Below are 16,593 nucleotides of genomic sequence, written 5' to 3'. Positions count from 1 at the left end.
GATCTTTGTTGAACAGTGTTCAGTCTCGTCTATGTGACAATCTTTTGTCGCATATGATTATTTGAAGGATTGCGTTGGAAGGTCTTGCGAAATGCTGGCAACCAGGCGATCTTAGGGTTGAGACTCAATCATAGCCAGTACGCAACTGCTGCTGCGAGCATGACGGCAGATAGATAATTCCGAGCGAGCTTGTCGTACCGTGTGGCGACGCGGCGGAAATCCTTGAGGCGGCAGAACATGGCCTCAACGCGCCAGCGGTCCTTGTAGCGTTTCTCATCGTATCGGATTTTGCGCTTGCGGTTCTTGCGGCCGGGGATCACCGGGATGGTGTTTTGACTTCGAAGAGTGGAGCGAAGACGGTTGGCATCATAGCCCCGGTCCGCGATAATCCTCTTCATACCCGTTGTGTGGGCGATGAGCAGATCTGCTCCCTTCATGTCCGAGGCATTGCCGGGTGTCAGGACGAGGCAGAGTGGTCTGCCGATAACGTCGACAAGCGCATGGACCTTGGTGGTCCGGCCACCACGCGAGATGCCAATGGCATTGGCTCGCGCCCCCCTTTTCCCCCACCTGCACAACGATGGGCCTTGATATAGCTGCTGTCGATCTGGGCGGTCTCGGCAATCCAGCCCTGTTCGGTCAGAGCCGCAAGAATGCGTGCCCATATACCGCGGCGGCTCCAACGGTTCCAACGATTGTAGATGGTGGTCGAAGGACCATACTCGCCAGGGCAATCAGCCCAGCGCCCGCCGCATTTGAGCATGTGAATGATCCCCGAAATCACCCGCCGGTCATCAACCCGTCGGGCTCCAGGCTGGTTCTTGGGAAGGTGGGGCTCAATGGCCACCCAGGCTTCGTCACTCAACCAAAACAGTCTGCTCATCAATGCCTCCGGCTTATCCGAAGCCAGAGAATCTGATTTGCAGCCCCTATTCAACAACCTGATTGGGTTTGGACCCTAGCGTCGGCGCTGGAAACGCCGGACTTTGACTTACGCGGACGAGATCATGAAAATTCAGAGCAGTCTTAAAGAACTGCGGCAGAAAAAGCCGTCGAAACCACTTGCTGGATCGCGCTGGGACGACCCAACCAACCGGCCGCCCGACATGCTGAAGCATTTGCGCGAGACACGACTGCTAACGCCAGATCTGGTCCGCGGCTGGAAGCTGACGGACGACGAGATTCATCAGATTTTGGTCGTCAACCAGAGACCGCTGGTTGACGCGGTAGGTGTCGAAGAAGGCGAATTCGCTTACGCACGTACCGCCCTTTATCTCGGAGGTCCGACCACGGATCGCGGGTGGTCAGTCGTGCCTCAACAACGCACCGGCGACCGCAAGCCTAGCCCGATTCCGTACAGCCTCACCGATAAGAAAACTGGTCGAACCAAGAACTATTTCGAGCCATTCTTGCCATCGAAGTGGCGTGAGCAGCGCGTGCCTCTTCGCGAGTTCGTCCACTGGCACACGCTCTGGAATGCGAATCTAGCTATCCAGTGCTGCGCCGCCTCCGGCCACGCCCGTGCGATCGACATCGACTGCCGCACGGAAGAAGTCGCTGAACACGTCATGCAGCTGGCATTCGAGCATCTCGGAACGACGCCGTTCGTCCGCGTCGGGATGGCACCAAAGCTGTTGTTGCTCTACCGCGTCGAAGGCGAAGACATCGACATTGGCTCGTTCAGCGTCACGCTCGGAAACCCCGACGGCACTGTCGACATCGGCGACGACGGCCAGCCGCTCAATGCAATTGAATTCCTTGGGAATGGCAAGATCGTCACGTGCTACGGATTGCACCATAAGACGGGCAAACCTTTCGACTGGACACGGGGGACGCTGCACCCTGCCGCTGCTGGGCCTGAAAATGCGCCGGTCATCACGAAGGATTCGCTTGCCGCGTTCTTCAATGCAGTTCACTCATATCGTCCCTTTCTTTCCAGAGGATCGAGCTCGAATCCGTATGGCGGCAAAGCTTCTTTCGAAGCTTTCGAGGCACGGGACATCTCCGGGGAGCGCATGTGGATGTTCCCCGTCAGCGCCCATGGCACAGATTCAGGGTTGAGCTTTAAGGAGTGTTTTGGTCTCGTCGTCTGACGAAGGAACCAAGATGACTGCTAAATCCCCGAGCACCAAAAAGCCTGCCGAGCAGGTGGTGAAGGACATTCGCCGGGCGACCCGACGGCACTTTTCAGCTGAAGACAAGATCCGGATCGTTCTCGATGGTCTGCGCGGCGAAGACAGCATTGCCGAACTGTGCCGCAAGGAAGGCATCGCGCAGAGCCTGTATTACACTTGGTCGAAAGAGTTCATGAAAGCCGGCAAGCGCCGACTGGCGGGCGATACTGCTCGTGCTGCGACCAGTGATGAGGTCAAGGATCTGCGCCGAGAGGCTGGTGCGCTCAAGGAATGCGTTGCCGACCTGACGCTGGAAAACCGTCTGCTTAAAAAAAGCATGATCGCGGATGGGGACGAGCCAGAATGAGATATCCCGCATCCGAAAAGCTCGAGATCATCAATCTGGTTGAGCAGTCGCACCTGCCCACAAAACGCACGCTGGACCGGCTGGGCATCCCGCGCCGGACCTTCTATCGCTGGTATGACCGCTACCTCGGTGGCGGTCCTGAAGCATTAGAAGATCGGTCTTCGGCACCCAGTCGGGTGTGGAACCGGATCCCGACTGCCGTCCATGATCAGCTCATCGAGATGGCGTTGGAAGAGTCCGAACTCTCGCCTCGGGAGCTGGCTGTGAGCTTCACCGACCAGAAGGGGTACTTCGTGTCCGAAGCCAGCGTTTACCGGCTTCTCAAGGCCCACGACCTGATCACCAGCCCGGCCTATGTGGTGATCAAGGCGGCAGATGCGTTCCACACCAAAACGGTGCGGCCCAACGAGATGTGGCAGACCGATTTCACCTACTTCAAGATCATCGGCTGGGGCTGGATGTATCTGTCCACGGTGCTCGACGATTACTCGCGCTACATCATCGCCTGGAAGCTGTGCAACACAATGCGGGCCGAGGACGTCACTGACACGCTGGACATGGCCCTCGCGGCCTCAGGCTGCGACCAGGTGCATGTGCATCACAAGCCCCGGCTGCTCAGCGATAATGGCCCCTGCTATATCGCCAGTGAACTGGCCGATTATATCCAGACCAATCGCATGAGCCACGTCCGCGGCGCCCCGATGCATCCCCAGACCCAGGGCAAGATCGAGCGCTGGCACCAAACCATGAAGAACCGCATCCTGCTGGAGAACTACTTCCTGCCCGGCGACCTGGAGGCCCAGATCGGCGCCTTCGTCGAACACTACAATCACAGGCGCTATCATGAGAGCCTCGACAACGTGACCCCGGCAGACGCCTACTTCGGCAGGGCCGCAGCCATCATAAAACAGCGCGAAAGGATCAAACGACAAACCATCCAGCATCGGCGCTTGCAGCACCGCAAGCTCGCCGCATAACATCAACCCAAAGACGAGGCCGATACTCCGCTAATCCAAGACCCAAACTGCGCCAAATGATCTGACGACGGACAGGGTGTTCAAAATTATTTTTAGTCAGTGACTTAAAATTCTCCCTAGCCGTTCTGGCAGATCGCTCGGGGGGAGTGGGTGCAGCCAATCCGGCTGCGTGCCCTTCACCGATTACGTGTTGCGTGGGGCCGTTCAGGAGAAATGGGACGATGCCCGGTCTAGTGGGTTTGGCGGTTTCAACGTCTGCGAGCTGTCCGGTCCACGGCCGAAATTACTGCAGTCCTGCAGGGCCCCTCGCATCCCCACTGCGGCCTTGGGTTGAGTTTAGGTGGTAAATCTAAATTTGCCCTCTTTGAGCAACGGCCATGCGGTCAATGTGCCGCAAGGCGGTTTTTACCTCTTCCTGCCAATAATCACGCCTCTCATCTCGTCAGAGACCCGTCAAAAACGTTCGGCCAACCTGGATCGGTTGCCCAAGGGGCCCAACATCCTCTTGGTTTCCGGGCAGAAGGGTCGACCTAACTGCGCCAGGGGCCCATGGCGAAATGCTCAAGGGCATTAACCAGCGAAAGTGGGCGGTCATGGATCCAGAAGTCGAACTTGTCGCTGAATGCACTGGCCCCGGCGAGCATTGGCAATTGGTCAAATAGGCGAATCTCTTGCCCCGTCGCGCAGTGGGCAGAAAGGCTTTGCAGTTGAACAACCGCGCTGTCGTCTTCCAGTTCTTCAACGCCCTTGAGCACCGAAATCGCGAAGAAGCGCTCGAGGTGGTCGCGCAGCGCGCAGGCGGAAATACTGGCGCCGGAGGCACCAATCACAGATAGAGCCAGTGTGTCGTCCGCCTCCTGGTCATCGGAGAGCGGCGGCTGGACATAGGCGTGGTCGACGATGCGGGCGCCGGCTCGCCCCCAGATCGATAGCCGGTCGAACTGGTCGAGGCCACTGACGTCGGTATCGAGCCGGTATTGTTCCGGCGTGAGGCGAAACGGATCGTTCTGCTCGACGAACATCAGTCCCGGCACGAGCGGTTCACTGGCTTTGAACAGATGCAGGGACAGCGCCTGGATTGCGGCGATGATGCGCTTAAGATAGCCCTTTCCGCGTGTACCCTGCTCGATGAAGATGTAGTTGAGATTGCTGGTCAGCACGGGGGGTGCATCTGCCGCGCTACAGACGGTGGCGAAGAAATTGGCGCCGCCGACAAACTGGCTTTCATCATGAACCGTGAGGCAGATTTCGCGGAACGGACCGAAGCGCCGGGATAGGCGCCGATAGGCTTCGCCATGGTTGAGATCGAGCGCCGCCTCAAAGCCGCTGCGCTCTTCCTTTTCGTCAGGCAGCGTGAAGGCCCTGTCATAGGCCTCGAAGAACTGGTCGAAAACGCTGCTGCCATAGCGCGTCGTCAGCTCCAGCCGAAGGCCGTCTTCTGTTGCATGCGTCCAGTCTTTCGGTAGCGGGTTCAAGTCCAGGGCGTGAGGCACGGCAATCCAGCTCCCATATCCACCAATGAAGGCGAGCGCAGATTGACAGGGAGCCCCGCTAGGGACAATCGTTAATCATTCATGAGCCTGTCGATGGATCTATAATTCTCTGGCCCAGGGGAGGGGAGCATGTTGGAGCGGGGGCTGCGCGTGTTCATCAGTTCGACCAGCGCCGATGGCGGCGACCATCGTACGCGGCTGGCTTCGTTCTTTTCAGCGCTACAAATGACTGTCGATGCGCAGGCGAGTTATCCCAACACGCTGAGCGACGGCATCGCCATCCACAACAGCATCGAGAACGCCGATCTAATCATATGTTTCATCGGCTCCCATTTCGGCCAGGCGCTGGCGCTGGAGAAGCTGACGGATGCCCATCTGCCGCCGCTCCCCGATGGCGTCAGCGCCGAAGATCTCTCCTGGACGCAATGGGAATACTATGCCGCGCTCAATAGCATGCGGACGAGGAACGTCAACGACAGTCGGCGCCTCTTGGTCTATTTCCGCGAAAACCCGGCATGGCCAGCAAGCGAGGATCCGGTCAAGCAGGCCAGTATCGCCCGGCAGAAAGCCTTTTACGAGCGCGAGCAACTGCGGATGACCAGCGAGTTCGGCGCCGATTTTTTCGGATTCTACGGGAATGATCCGGGCCGTATGTTCGCCAATTTCGAGCGCATGGCCGGCGCGCGCAATGGCTATCTAGACAGCATTCAGCAGCATCAATGGTCATTGCTGAAATCCTCGCGCCGAACCGCGCTGGATGCCACATGGATGCTACGTTTCGGACAGGATTTCCATGCCAGCGACGATACGCCCAAAGCGGAGGCACTGGCGGAATTGCGGGCGGTCCACGCCAACAGCCAGCCGCCCTTCATTCTCAACCAGGCATTCGAGATGCTCTCGATGCCGGCCGATGGTCGGCAGCTGCAATTCCTCAAGCCGGCGGGTTTCGTCGCGGGCCGGACGACCGAAGCTGAGCTCGAGGCACGAAGCAATGGCGAATGGACGCCGATCGCGCGGGAACAGATCGTCTCGGACCTGATCGGAGAGGCTCGCGACGCACCCGCCAGGCTCTATTTCATCAGCGGCGGGGGCATCGGTAAATCCACAACCATGAAGCGTCTCGAACGCGACATCTCGGCGCGGGGCGAGGCGATGGGCGTCTGGGCAGCGGTCATCGATGCCAGCGACCTGCCGCCTACTACCGACGATATGGTGGCGCGCATCGCCGAAATAATCCTTAGGGCGACGCCGATCGCCACCAATCCCAATTGGGTTTTGCTCGATGCCGATCGAGAGGTCGCGGCGAGACCGGAGACGGCGCTCCTCACCACCATTGGCCGATGGGTGCGGCAGGACATCATGGATGGCCGCATCGTGCTATTGGTCGATGGGCTCGATCATCTCGGCACGGCCACGCCGCCCTTGCTCGCCGAATTGCAGACCGAACACCTGTGGGCCCGCACGCCCATCGCCATTGCCGGGCGACCGCATCCGCTGCTCGACTGGGCCGATTCATCGCCCGATCTCAAGCGCATGCAGGCCCGGTTCTGGCGCTTCATCGAGCCGAAGGAATTCGACGAGACCCAGAGCCGCGCCTATCTCGGCGGCGATCTTTTGGCCGACGACGCCATCCGCTGGCGCTACGACCTCGTCGCCAAGCAACTAGGCGATTTCATCTGCGTGCCGCGCGTCCTTGAATATGTGCGCGGACTGCCGGTTGCTGTGCTGAGCGAGATCCGGACCATCGCCGCCATCTATTGGCGCGCCGGTAACAACCTGATCGAGACCACGGCGATGGAGACGCTCGGGAGCGACCTCGATCGCGAACGGTTGCGCAACATCCGCCGGCTGCTCTCGGCGCTGGCCTTCAGGACGCTCTACAATGGCCCTGAAAAGCTGCGCGGCTATGACCGTATTGGCCGGAAGGCAGGAAGCGGCGGCCCGGGAGCGGCGCAGGAACAGCAGGTCGCCATCCCGCTTTCCGCCGATTTCCGGGAGAGCCTCTTCACCATGTGCGAACGCGCCCGGGGGCGCGACGAGGTTCGGTCCTATACGCGGGATGAGTTCAAGGAAGATCTGGCGACGCTGGGGCATTTTTCCACCCTAGTGGGCAACGGCATCCTGGAAAGCGGCCGGATGGAGGGGGATTCCCTTGGGCGCGTCGTCTGGGCCAATCGTACCATCCAGCAATTCCTCGCGGCGCTCTGGCTGGCGCGTTACGCCGACGAGGCCGAGACGCGGCAATTGCGGCATGCCGTTTTCTATCCCGAAGGGCGCGACACCGACGCCACCGAGGAATTCAACCGTTTCCTCGCCGAAATGCCCGAGGAGGCGATCAATCAGCCCACCTGGGTCCGTTCCGCCAGCGTCTGGTACGATCCAAAGCTCGCTCTCGCTGGCACGGAACGCCTGTGGTCGTCCGAGATGCTTTATCGCTCCTGGCAGACCATGCACGACATTGCCGGTGTGCCGGTCGATGATTGGTGGGATATCCCTTACGACGCTTTGGCGCGCTCGCGTCCCGGCGAGAACCGGGCGCAATATTCGCCGCATCTGGAACGTCCATTGCTCGAAGGCGACGAGAGCGGTGATGGGCCGGCTTTGGCCCGCACCGCGCTTGAAACGTTCCGTGGCGATTTCCAGCACTTGCGCGAGACCGGCACGGACGAGCAGAGGGCGGTCGCGGCAGACCTCATCGATCAAGGTTGGATTGAGGTGCAGAGCGGAACTTTTTCCATGGGGGCGCCCAGCGAACGCCAGGGTTTTCCGCGCAAGACCAGGGCCTTTTGGGAATTCCAGCTCGACCGTATCCAGAATGGCGAAGATGCCATGCTGGTCTCGGAAGAATGCAATCGGCCGGAATGGTTCACTGGCTTGCAGGGCAAGAAGCTGCGCCAGGAGGATATTGACGACCTGCATGGCGAAATCATCGGGCCCTTCGAGGCCGCGGTTCGCGCGCATGGTGATTTGGTCGCCGCCCGTGCTGCCGCGCTAGAGGCGATCGAGGAGAAGTGGCGCCGCCGGGACGAAACGCCTGCCGAGCGCGAGCAGCGTGTGGCCGCTTTCACGATGAAGGATGTCCCGACGCTGCACGAATGGTTCTGGCTTTTCGCGCCGGGACACAGGCAATCGGTGCTGCACTATCTCTCGCTGGCCGGCGGCGGCGGGGCCGATGTGGAAAGGCCGCACCCGCCGGCCGATCATCCGGTTATCTATGTGAGCTGGTACGATGCCTGGGCCTTCTGCCAATGGGCCAATTGGCAGAAGGACGGCCAGGCCTATGGTTGCCGCCTGCCGCATGAGCCGGAATGGGAATATGCCTGCCGTCACGGTAGGATAGACGGGGCGCCGGAGCTGGTCGATGAGCGCTGGGAATATTGGTGGGGTCGCAATTTTTATGAGCATCCCGACAGCAAGGAGCCAGAGGCGCTCTCCAATGCGCTGGCCCACGCCCGGGGAACGCCTGGCGATACCCGTGCGCCATATGGCGCCCAGCCCAATGGTCTGGGGTTCCGCGATATGCTGGGCAATGTCTGGGAATGGAGCGCCAATCTTTACGACGCCCGGGAGGAAAAGCTGCTCAACTCCCCGTCGCGCTATTCCCGCCACGAGCCGAGAACCCGCCCGCCGGTCAATGTCTCTCGCACCATGCGCGGTGGGTTGTGGTATTTTGTCGACCACATCGCCACTTGTACCAGCCGCTACCGGCTGGGATGCGACGATCGCGACTACAAGATGGGCTTCCGGCTGGTGCGCGAACGGCTCTGATCAGATCTCGAGTTCGCGCGCCGCCACGCGCTGGGCCATTTCGTAGAGCGGCCGCATCGTCACAGTATTGTCCAGCTTGGAATAACGCGCCAGCATATCCACATCGGGCACGTCGTCGATCCGCTGTTCGAGCCAGTTTTTGTCGAGCAGCAGATTGTAGCGGTGGAAGGTGAAGAGCGGCTCGGGCGCGATGCAGACGTCCGTTAGGTCTCCGATTTCGCTATTGATTTTCCACGGCGTCTGATTGCGGCCCAGCGCCTGCATGATCGTCAGCACCTGCTCGTCACAATCGGCCATCATCGATTCAAGGCTCTTGACGGCGAAACCGGCGGCAATGCGCAGCAGCAGCGAATTGCCCGGTATCGCCTGATAGGTGCCGGTGCCGATGGAGGTGATTTCCAGCCTGTCGGCGCCGGTCTTCCAGCTATAACCATAGGCGGGAATGGTGGCGATCTGCAGCAGCGCCAGGGCCGGATTGTTATGCGGGGAAACCGAGCCGTCGATGAAAAGGCCCGGCTGCTGCCCATCCACCACATTGATGCGCTGCGGTGCGAAATAGAGCGGCGCGGCCGCCGAGGCGCGCACCAGGCTCGAGAGACGATAGCGCCGGTTGCCGACATGCTCGCCGTCCTTCCAATAGGGCGCGTCCGGATTATTGGTCAGGAACCAGACGCTGCCGGTATCGAAGCGCTTGGTGATGATGGCGAGGCCGCCCGGCTTGAGCTGGGGTGTGTCGAGCGTGCTCTCGCCGGTGAAGGTGGCGATGTGACGTTCGAGATCCTGACCCAGGAACTGCGCCTGCAGGAACTTGATGCGGCGGATGGTGCGTTTGAACACCACCGGCGCCATGTCGAAATACTGTTTCCTGACCTTGTCGAGCGGCACGCCCAGGGCCAGCGCCGTCGCCAAGATCGCGCCGGTCGAGGTGCCGCCGATCAGGTCGAAATGATCGCGCAAAGCCACCGGACCGCCGGCTTCCCGACCCAGCTTGCGCTCCAGGGCTTCGAGGAAGGCGATTGCGACCACGCCTCTTACGCCACCTCCGTCGATGGCGAGAATGCGCTTCGGTCGCTCCTCGCCCGCCGTCATCGCCGCGTTCCGGCGCGGCGCCTGCGAATGCGGTCGAGAAGCTCGACGGCGCGCGGATCGTTCTGTCCGCTCGGTAAGGCCGGCGGGGCCAGCCACGGATCGACCCATGGCTTGCGCGGTCGCATATACCAGCGTACCGGCATCGGCGCGCGCGTCATGGGTTGCTGAATCTGGCCATAGAACGGGTTTTCGTCGTAGAGGCCGGAAAAAGCCGGATCGGTGCGGTAGTTCGGAAGGCGCGCATAGACGCCCTCGTCGCCGGCCACCTGCAGCAGGATCTCGTCGTCCTTGAGGTCGAGGACGCCGCCGGCGGTTCCGAAGCCTACGAGTTCCGACATGGTGCGGGCGGCGCTCATATTGTTGGCGCCGAAACATTGCACCACCCGGCAATTGTTGATCATCGTCTCCCAGTCATAGGGATAGTGCAGCTTGATCTGGCTGACATCCTGCCAGAAGCTCCAGGTCTTGAGACCATAGCCGCGCAGAAGCGTGATCGCCTGCTGCAATTGGGGGAGGTGACCCAATTGAGCCGCCTCGTCCAGAATGAACAGGGTCGGGGTAGCGGGCCTCGAGCGGCGGCGGATGATCGCTGCGAGGAGGGCGCTGATCCATAGCCGCAACAGCTGGCCGTGCGAATTCAGCATATGTGGCGGCAGGACGATATAGATCGTCATCGGCGCCCCGGCCGTGATGTCATCAAGATTGAAGCTCGTCGAGGAGACCGCCTGTTCCACCATGGGTCCGCGCACGAAGCCGAGCATGTCCTGCGCGAAGGTTTGGATGCCGGCCAGGGTTTCGGGCGCCTTGATGCCGAGCAGGCCAGGGGTCTGGTTGGCGACCGGATGGCGCGAGCGCTTGAGCCGTTCAATGACCGTGTCAGGCTCGCCCACGCTGAGCAGTAGCAGGTCCCGCACGCGTCCGAGGTTGCGCTCGGGTTGCGGCAGGTCGGCGAGCACATGAGCAAGAATGCCGATCAGCAATTGCGTTGCGCGGCCAACCCAGAACTGATCGCGATCGGCCTTGAGCCGTGCCGCGAAGGTGGCGATGGCCGCGCTCATCTCGTCTACCGCAGTCGCGTCCTCGACATCGATGGCATCTAGCGGATTAAAATTGGCCCTTTCCTCGGGCGGCGCTTCTGTGCTGCCCATCGGATCGAGCACGAACACCTTCTGGCCGAGATCTCGGCGGTGCCGTGCGGTGATGGCGTAGTTCTCGCCCTTGGGGTCGATGACGATGACCGGACCGTCATGGCGCAAGAGCGCTGGCACGATGCAGCCGACGCCCTTGCCGGCCCCGGTCGGGGCGATGGTAATGAGGTGTCCCTCGTCATTGAATAAAATTGGATCGAGATAGCCCTGTTGCGGCGTCTGCATGGGATTGCCAAAAGAGAAGCCGATCGGCTGGCGCGCATGTTCCCGCTCCAGCGACCAGCCCACCAGGAGGCCGGGATTGCGGATGGCGGCGGGCAGGCGGGCGCGGTTATCGCTCGGAACCTCATTCATTGCGGCCTCGCAGCAGGAATGCGGAAGGGGCCCTCAAAGAATTCCGTGTCAAGCATCGCCTCGACATCGATCTCGTGGTCCTCGAGCATTTCGACTCGGCCAGCGGGAGGGACGCGGAACAGGCTATAGAACAGCGATGGCCCGTAGCGGACCGTTGTCTGGAACACTATGCCGGACTCGTCGGCTTGCACTTGCCTCAGGGGCTTGAGCTGCCGCCGGACGGCAGCTTTCTGGCTGCGTGTCGTGCCTTGCGAAAAGGCCAGATCGGCGATCGAGCCGATAATCTCGAAGCGCCCAAGGCCCGAGCGGACTGCGCTGCAAAAGAACGACAAATATTCGCCTGCAGCCTGCGGATCGACGATGTTGACGCCGACCAATCTATTGAAGGCATGTAGTGCGTCGGCACGGCCATCGAGCAGGATGGCACCAGTAGGACCGAACATGAAATTGAAAAGAGCCACGGACTCGCTATTGATCTGCGCTTGGCACTCCATCAGCAGCCAATCAGGATAGGCATTGAGTTCCATCGCCCGCATCCCGTGGATCTGCGCCTGGGCCAGAAATGCAGGCAATTCGGCGCTCTGAAGATATTCCCCCAGGATGGTAAGAATTTCGGAGGCTTCGCCGGACAGGACGTCGAACCATTCGCCCGCGATGATCGGCGCACCGACCCATTTCGTCGGCGCGTAGAGTCCGCCAGCACTGCCGTTCCGACCGCCCTCGGCCATTAACTGTGCCCCTGCTCCTGGCCCCTGAGCATGGACCCGGAAAGCCGTACAATGCAAGGGCTTTGCGGTGCGGGCAGGCAGAGCACAGGATTAACGGCGTAGTTCCTCCGAGAGTTGAGGAGGACCGATATCCTGCGTTATGGCTGGGCCATCTGACGACATTGCGGTAATGCGACGCCATCCTCTGTTTCTGTCCTGGTCAGAATCGATCCAGACGACCAAGGTGTCATTGGCCAGAGCCTTGGTTATGCTGTCATTAGTACCTCCGGTGCCGGCGCCCCCCGCACCATCCCAGATGGCGATCAGCAGATTGGTATCCGCCAGGATCGCCTTCTGCACGGCTACGTAACGTTCGTCCGGCGTTGCGAGTGAAATCTCGACCCGATCGCTATGCGGACGAGCCAGCAATTCTCTCAGCCGCTCGATAGCCTCTTGCGGATGGCCGGTGCCATGGGTCTTGAGGTGGCCTTCATACGCTTTCTCGGGCATCGGCAGGACCGCCAAGAGGTGCCATCGTGGCGGCATGGCCTGGGCAGCGACATGGTCAGCCCCTTCCGCTAACCCTGTGACGAGCCTTATCGTCGTCGTCTGCAACGCTTCATCGATGGCGGCGAACAGCCTGCCGATGGTCACGGTCAGTTGCGGTTCCTGGCGCTGATCCATGCGGTTCCAGCGATGTCCCACCACGCCGATGGTGAAGATACGGGCTCTGCTCACCACAACACTCTCCAACCTGGTGGCAAAAGTGCCTATTATAGTTTTGAGTTACTGATTAAAATATTGGTTGCGTTGGAGGGGTGCAATGCAGACGGCCAAGGCGAACAAACGTATCGCGCTCAGGGACGGTCTCGCAAAGCACGGCGAGGTTTTGCGCAAGTATGGGCTGTCGGTGGCCTTCTTTGTCGTGCTGACCGCAGGTCTGATGGCTTTTGAAGCGGCGCGGCAGCCCAGCTCAGAAGGCCTGCCGATTTTCAGTAGCCTCTATCGCAGCCTGCAGATGTTCGTCGTAGGCTTTTCCCTGCCTGATGGCGCAAAGAACAACCCATGGCTTACCGCCATACTTACGTTTCTCAGCTACGCAGCGGTGGCTATATCATCAAGCGCCGTAATCGCCCTTTTCGCCAGGAATTTCGGAGATCCGCTGTTGCTTCGCTGGCAGGCCTGGCGGCGCGAGCATGGGATACCAATCGCTTTGCGATCCACCGCCCATTGGCGCGAGCCGCGTCGTCGCGCTGTCCTTCTTGGCTTTGGCACGGTTAATCGCGCTGTCGCCCAGAGCCTCAAGTCCCACAATTATGCCATAACCGCCATCGATGAGCGCTTTGAGGGGCCGGCGCAACTTATCGCCCGCAACAATGGCGTTTTGCTTATCGCTGGTGACCTAACAGATTTGTCGAGTCTTGAGCGCGGACGGCTCGCATCCGCCGACATCATTGTTGTCGCCGCCGGCAATGATGTCACCAATATCGAGATCGCTGCTGCTGCCCACGCGCTGGAGCAGGGGGCTAATATCTATGCCCATGTTGCATCGCCCAGCTTCGCTGATGATCTGCGCGAAAGTTCGGACCGCGGCTTCCCCTTGGCCGAGGGTGTTCGTACCTTCAGCGTTAAGCGGGAAAGTGCTCGCAATCTGCTGCGCCGCGCCCACCTCGCGCGCCACGCCCGCGAGTGCAATCAGCCGCGGGTCCATCTTGTTATCGTCGGCATGGGCGACCAGGGGGAGGCGATCCTGCTTGAGGCGCTGCAGAGCGCCATAGCCAATGACCTACACCCGCCTCGCATTACCGTAATCGATAAGGACGCCAATATCGTCGCCAAGCGCTTCTGGGCGCAGCGGCCCGGTCTTGCCGCCGCTAGTCTGCCCACGGACGCAGCCCCCGTCATCAGGTTCGTTCCACTCGATGTTCAATCAATGGATTTTTCGCGTGCGGAAGAACTCGATCCTTTGGAGGTCGCCGACAATCCAGTCACGGCCTATGTGTTCTGCTGCGGTGAGGATGCCACCAATCTGGCGGCCGGATTGCGGCTAGAGCACGCCATGTGCTTGGGTCGTTGCCCACCCGCGGCGATCTTTCTGGCTGTTTGGGGGGCGGGTATTGAAACCGAGGTTTATGACGACCGCGATCCCCTCGGCTTCTGCAAGCTGTTTGGCGCCGTTGAGCCGACCATCGAAGGCGCGACCTTCCTCGTCAAGGATGAGGATGAGTTAGCCGCTGAACTGCACGGGGCCTACGAGAAAAAGCGGCGGAGCGGGGTCGGCGCGGATACGCTCGACCGCGCCTGGCAATCGATGCCACAGACCATGAAGGAAGCCAATCGCCGTGCCGTTCGTCATGCGCCTGTGAAGCTGGTGGACCTCGACTTACAATGGCGCGGTATGGGCGAAGCGACCCTTCCCAAGATCGACACGGAAACCGCCCGAATGTTGAACGCCGTGCCCGAGAACATCGACTGTTCCGCCATCCTCGGCGGCCGCCTCGCTGCACCGCCCGAACATCGCATGATGGCAAAGCTGGCTCAAACCGAGCACCGTCGCTGGGTTGTCGATCGTGCGTTGGATGGGTGGCATCCTGTGGATGGGGCACGGGATAATACGGCACGCCAGCATCCGAATATGGTATCTTTCGACGAGCTCGATGACGACGACCAGCACTACGACACTGTTTTACTACGTGCGTTGCTGGAGGAATTTGGGCGTAGTCAGGAAAAAGGCGTAGTTGCTCGGCCAGCGCGCCGCTCGGTACATATCGTCTCGCCCGATGGATCGATCAACGATCCCGTCGCGCTGGATACAACTGAACTACTGCTCGCATTGCCCGCGCAGGACTACAGGTTCCCCCCAGACGGGCCATCGCCTTCTCTGATCGCGACGATCCGCGACTGGGCGACCGGACCGGATGCATGTAGGGTTCGCCTCGTTTTGGGACAGCGTTTCAGCGTCGATATCCCGCATTCACCAGCCGCTCATGCCGCCGGTTATCTGAGGTCATTGGCGGCCAGCATTCCCGCGGATGTTGATCTCGACGTCATCCATCTCTACGGCACCGGACCAGCCGCGAACGTGCCCACTCTCTTGATGCAGAGCTATCTGCAACGGCAAGTCCCCACGCGGTGAACGAAGGCCTTGAGAGATGATTGGCGCAGCGGCTAGCATCCAGAAGGGACGCTTGCTGGTACCGGTGGAGAGATGGTCTCTGTTACGGGATGAACGTTTCGATTCTGCGCCGCGTTGGATTAGCACCAAGCTGGATGACCAATTTCCAACACTGAGCAGGACCGTTCCCGCTTCGCCGTGTTTGTACTCAGGTAAACCAGGCGGTGTACAAACGCATCCCCGATGACTTCCCTGATGCAGGATCATTTTGAGCATCGCCATTGCCGTCTATGATGGCTCGCTGGTTGTGGACGAGATCGTCGGCAGAGCGCCCGAATTCCCACAGCGTCCTATCTGGACTAATCAGGATCTCAGGCAGTCTCCGAGCGGTGCAGCGGGCGACGACGGCCAGTCATTTGCCGCTCGCCTGGGCGTGTACTAGCTGCACCTCAATATCCGCTTCAAAAGCCCGTCTCCGAAAGGGGGCAGGCTTTTTTTTCAGTTTCGGCGATCACTCCTTGCTGTCGCTTCCCGCGCCTCCAATTTGTTGTTTCCAAAAAATAGCCCAACCGGGGCGAACCGGCAGGGCTATCGCTAGAAGACGAGAGTTTGGGGGTCCATCTTCAGCAGGCAGAATGCTAGCTCAAGCAACTGGCACTTGGAAGTGATGAGCCGCGAAATAGAAAAACTCTGATCGATGCGGCGATCAGGGTTCACTTTGCCCCCCGGTGGAAATTCGCCCTATAGTGGCGCCGGAATACTTACCGAATAGATAAGAGGGTCAAAGTAGTATCAAAAGAGTGACGATTGGGGCTGCGGGAGCGCCGGACAAGCCCCAGCAGGCCATGGGAGTGTGCTATCACGTTCGGATAGACCGGAAGCACAAGAGTGATCGAGGAAAAGATCGAGCGCAGGCTGACCAAGAGCCGCGACTGGTGAATGGCGATCCAAGTATCCGCTCAGACGAAGCAAAAGGCCCGTCACACGGAGCGACGGGCTTAGACGTTATACAAATTGCCTTGCGGGTAACGTGAGCACCATAGGCAATACTGAATGCCCGCCGGTATGCTACTTTCGTCCCGCGCGCCGCGTATACCGGGCACGCCCCGTCGCCGGGAGCGCGTTCGTCTTCTACTAACTAGAAGATTAGCCATGTCGCCTCCCGAGGAACCACGCGTGCGTGAGGGCACAACTGAGCGAAACCCTCTTCTTGACCCCGTTGTTTTGCTGCCAGCCGCGTTCGAAACACGGGACGTCAACGCCGCCCTCCTCGCCCTCAGCGAAGCGCTGGTCGCCCGCACCACCGAACTGGCCTGGCCCATCCTCAGCCACCGTATCGGCGCGCTCGAGATGAAGGGTGTGGGTGGCGAGAGGTAGCCTTTGCCTCGCGGCCCGGTGCTGCTAGTATTAGTGACGGACAACTTGTGAAGTCAGATGCCGGGTCAAACAGTAATCACCCAT

Annotated in this window: 12 protein-coding genes; 6 read left to right on the top strand and 6 right to left on the bottom strand. The window is 60.3% G+C overall.

The window, feature by feature from the left end; translation table 11 throughout:
- Window positions 1-128: 128 nt before the first annotated feature.
- Window positions 129-883 (bottom strand): IS5 family transposase gene (locus tag NYQ88_RS12420; RefSeq protein ID WP_275651448.1). Its coding sequence is split into 2 segments (ribosomal slippage): window positions 129-553 and window positions 553-883, totalling 756 coding nucleotides; the frame shifts between segments, so codons are not numbered across the junction.
- Between the two features lie 124 nt (window positions 884-1,007).
- Between NYQ88_RS12420 and NYQ88_RS12415 the strand changes: the two genes are divergently transcribed.
- Complete coding sequence (locus NYQ88_RS12415; RefSeq protein ID WP_275651447.1) at window positions 1,008-2,093, top strand: bifunctional DNA primase/polymerase; 1,086 nt, start codon at window positions 1,008-1,010, stop codon at window positions 2,091-2,093.
- Window positions 2,094-2,106: 13 nt separating this feature from the next.
- Window positions 2,107-3,458, top strand: a protein-coding gene (locus NYQ88_RS12410) for an IS3 family transposase (RefSeq protein ID WP_275651446.1) whose coding sequence is annotated in 2 segments (ribosomal slippage) — window positions 2,107-2,442 and window positions 2,445-3,458 — 1,350 coding nt in all. Because the reading frame shifts where the segments join, the coding sequence is not laid out codon by codon here.
- A 530-nt stretch (window positions 3,459-3,988) separates the two neighbouring features.
- Here NYQ88_RS12410 and NYQ88_RS12405 read toward each other — a convergent pair.
- Window positions 3,989-4,951, bottom strand: a complete 963-nt coding sequence (locus NYQ88_RS12405; protein ID WP_275651445.1) for a hypothetical protein — start codon at window positions 4,949-4,951, stop codon at window positions 3,989-3,991.
- 129 nt (window positions 4,952-5,080) lie between these two features.
- On the opposite strand from NYQ88_RS12405, the gene NYQ88_RS12400 reads away from it, so the two are divergent.
- On the top strand, window positions 5,081-8,719 hold the full coding sequence (locus tag NYQ88_RS12400; protein WP_275651444.1) for an SUMF1/EgtB/PvdO family nonheme iron enzyme: 3,639 nt from the start codon (window positions 5,081-5,083) through the stop codon (window positions 8,717-8,719).
- Here NYQ88_RS12400 and NYQ88_RS12395 read toward each other — a convergent pair whose 3' ends face one another.
- From NYQ88_RS12395 to NYQ88_RS12380, 4 genes are all read right to left on the bottom strand, one after another.
- Window positions 8,720-9,808 carry a patatin-like phospholipase family protein gene (locus NYQ88_RS12395; RefSeq protein WP_275651443.1) on the bottom strand — a complete coding sequence of 363 codons (1,089 nt, stop codon included), beginning with the start codon at window positions 9,806-9,808 and terminating at the stop codon, window positions 8,720-8,722.
- Window positions 9,805-11,310 carry a type IV secretory system conjugative DNA transfer family protein gene (locus NYQ88_RS12390; protein ID WP_275651442.1) on the bottom strand — a complete coding sequence of 502 codons (1,506 nt, stop codon included), beginning with the start codon at window positions 11,308-11,310 and terminating at the stop codon, window positions 9,805-9,807. Before NYQ88_RS12390 ends, NYQ88_RS12395 begins: the two co-directional genes overlap by 4 nt.
- Window positions 11,307-12,038 carry a hypothetical protein gene (locus NYQ88_RS12385; RefSeq protein ID WP_275651441.1) on the bottom strand — a complete coding sequence of 244 codons (732 nt, stop codon included), beginning with the start codon at window positions 12,036-12,038 and terminating at the stop codon, window positions 11,307-11,309. The genes NYQ88_RS12390 and NYQ88_RS12385 overlap by 4 nt, the downstream gene beginning before the upstream one ends.
- Before the next feature lie 90 nt (window positions 12,039-12,128).
- Complete coding sequence (locus NYQ88_RS12380) at window positions 12,129-12,755, bottom strand: hypothetical protein (protein ID WP_275651440.1); 627 nt, start codon at window positions 12,753-12,755, stop codon at window positions 12,129-12,131.
- 85 nt (window positions 12,756-12,840) lie between these two features.
- Here NYQ88_RS12380 and NYQ88_RS12375 point away from each other — a divergent pair, with 85 nt between their 5' ends.
- The 3 genes from NYQ88_RS12375 to NYQ88_RS12365 all read left to right on the top strand — a co-directional run bounded on the left by NYQ88_RS12375 (window position 12,841) and on the right by NYQ88_RS12365 (window position 16,509).
- Window positions 12,841-15,153 carry an NAD-binding protein gene (locus NYQ88_RS12375; protein ID WP_275651439.1) on the top strand — a complete coding sequence of 771 codons (2,313 nt, stop codon included), beginning with the start codon at window positions 12,841-12,843 and terminating at the stop codon, window positions 15,151-15,153.
- 247 nt (window positions 15,154-15,400) lie between these two features.
- Complete coding sequence (locus NYQ88_RS12370; RefSeq protein WP_275651438.1) at window positions 15,401-15,574, top strand: hypothetical protein; 174 nt, start codon at window positions 15,401-15,403, stop codon at window positions 15,572-15,574.
- Between the two features lie 710 nt (window positions 15,575-16,284).
- Window positions 16,285-16,509 carry a hypothetical protein gene (locus tag NYQ88_RS12365; RefSeq protein ID WP_275651437.1) on the top strand — a complete coding sequence of 75 codons (225 nt, stop codon included), beginning with the start codon at window positions 16,285-16,287 and terminating at the stop codon, window positions 16,507-16,509.
- Window positions 16,510-16,593: the final 84 nt, after the last annotated feature.

This window comes from Devosia sp. SD17-2, from assembly GCF_029201565.1.
GTDB lineage: Bacteria > Pseudomonadota > Alphaproteobacteria > Rhizobiales > Devosiaceae > Devosia.
The sequence above is the reverse complement of the archived record's forward strand: the minus strand, read 5'-3'. Positions and strand labels throughout refer to the sequence as shown.

Bases quoted from the DNA above. Each gene is read 5' to 3' on its own strand.
- NYQ88_RS12415 (WP_275651447.1), top strand. From the start codon at position 1,008: ATGAAAATTCAGAGCAGTCTTAAAGAACTGCGGCAGAAAAAGCCGTCG.
- NYQ88_RS12400 (WP_275651444.1), top strand. From the start codon at position 5,081: ATGTTGGAGCGGGGGCTGCGCGTGTTCATCAGTTCGACCAGCGCCGAT.
- NYQ88_RS12395 (WP_275651443.1), bottom strand. From the start codon at position 9,808: ATGACGGCGGGCGAGGAGCGACCGAAGCGCATTCTCGCCATCGACGGA.
- NYQ88_RS12390 (WP_275651442.1), bottom strand. From the start codon at position 11,310: ATGAATGAGGTTCCGAGCGATAACCGCGCCCGCCTGCCCGCCGCCATC.
- NYQ88_RS12385 (WP_275651441.1), bottom strand. From the start codon at position 12,038: ATGGCCGAGGGCGGTCGGAACGGCAGTGCTGGCGGACTCTACGCGCCG.
- NYQ88_RS12375 (WP_275651439.1), top strand. From the start codon at position 12,841: ATGCAGACGGCCAAGGCGAACAAACGTATCGCGCTCAGGGACGGTCTC.
- NYQ88_RS12365 (WP_275651437.1), top strand. From the start codon at position 16,285: ATGTCGCCTCCCGAGGAACCACGCGTGCGTGAGGGCACAACTGAGCGA.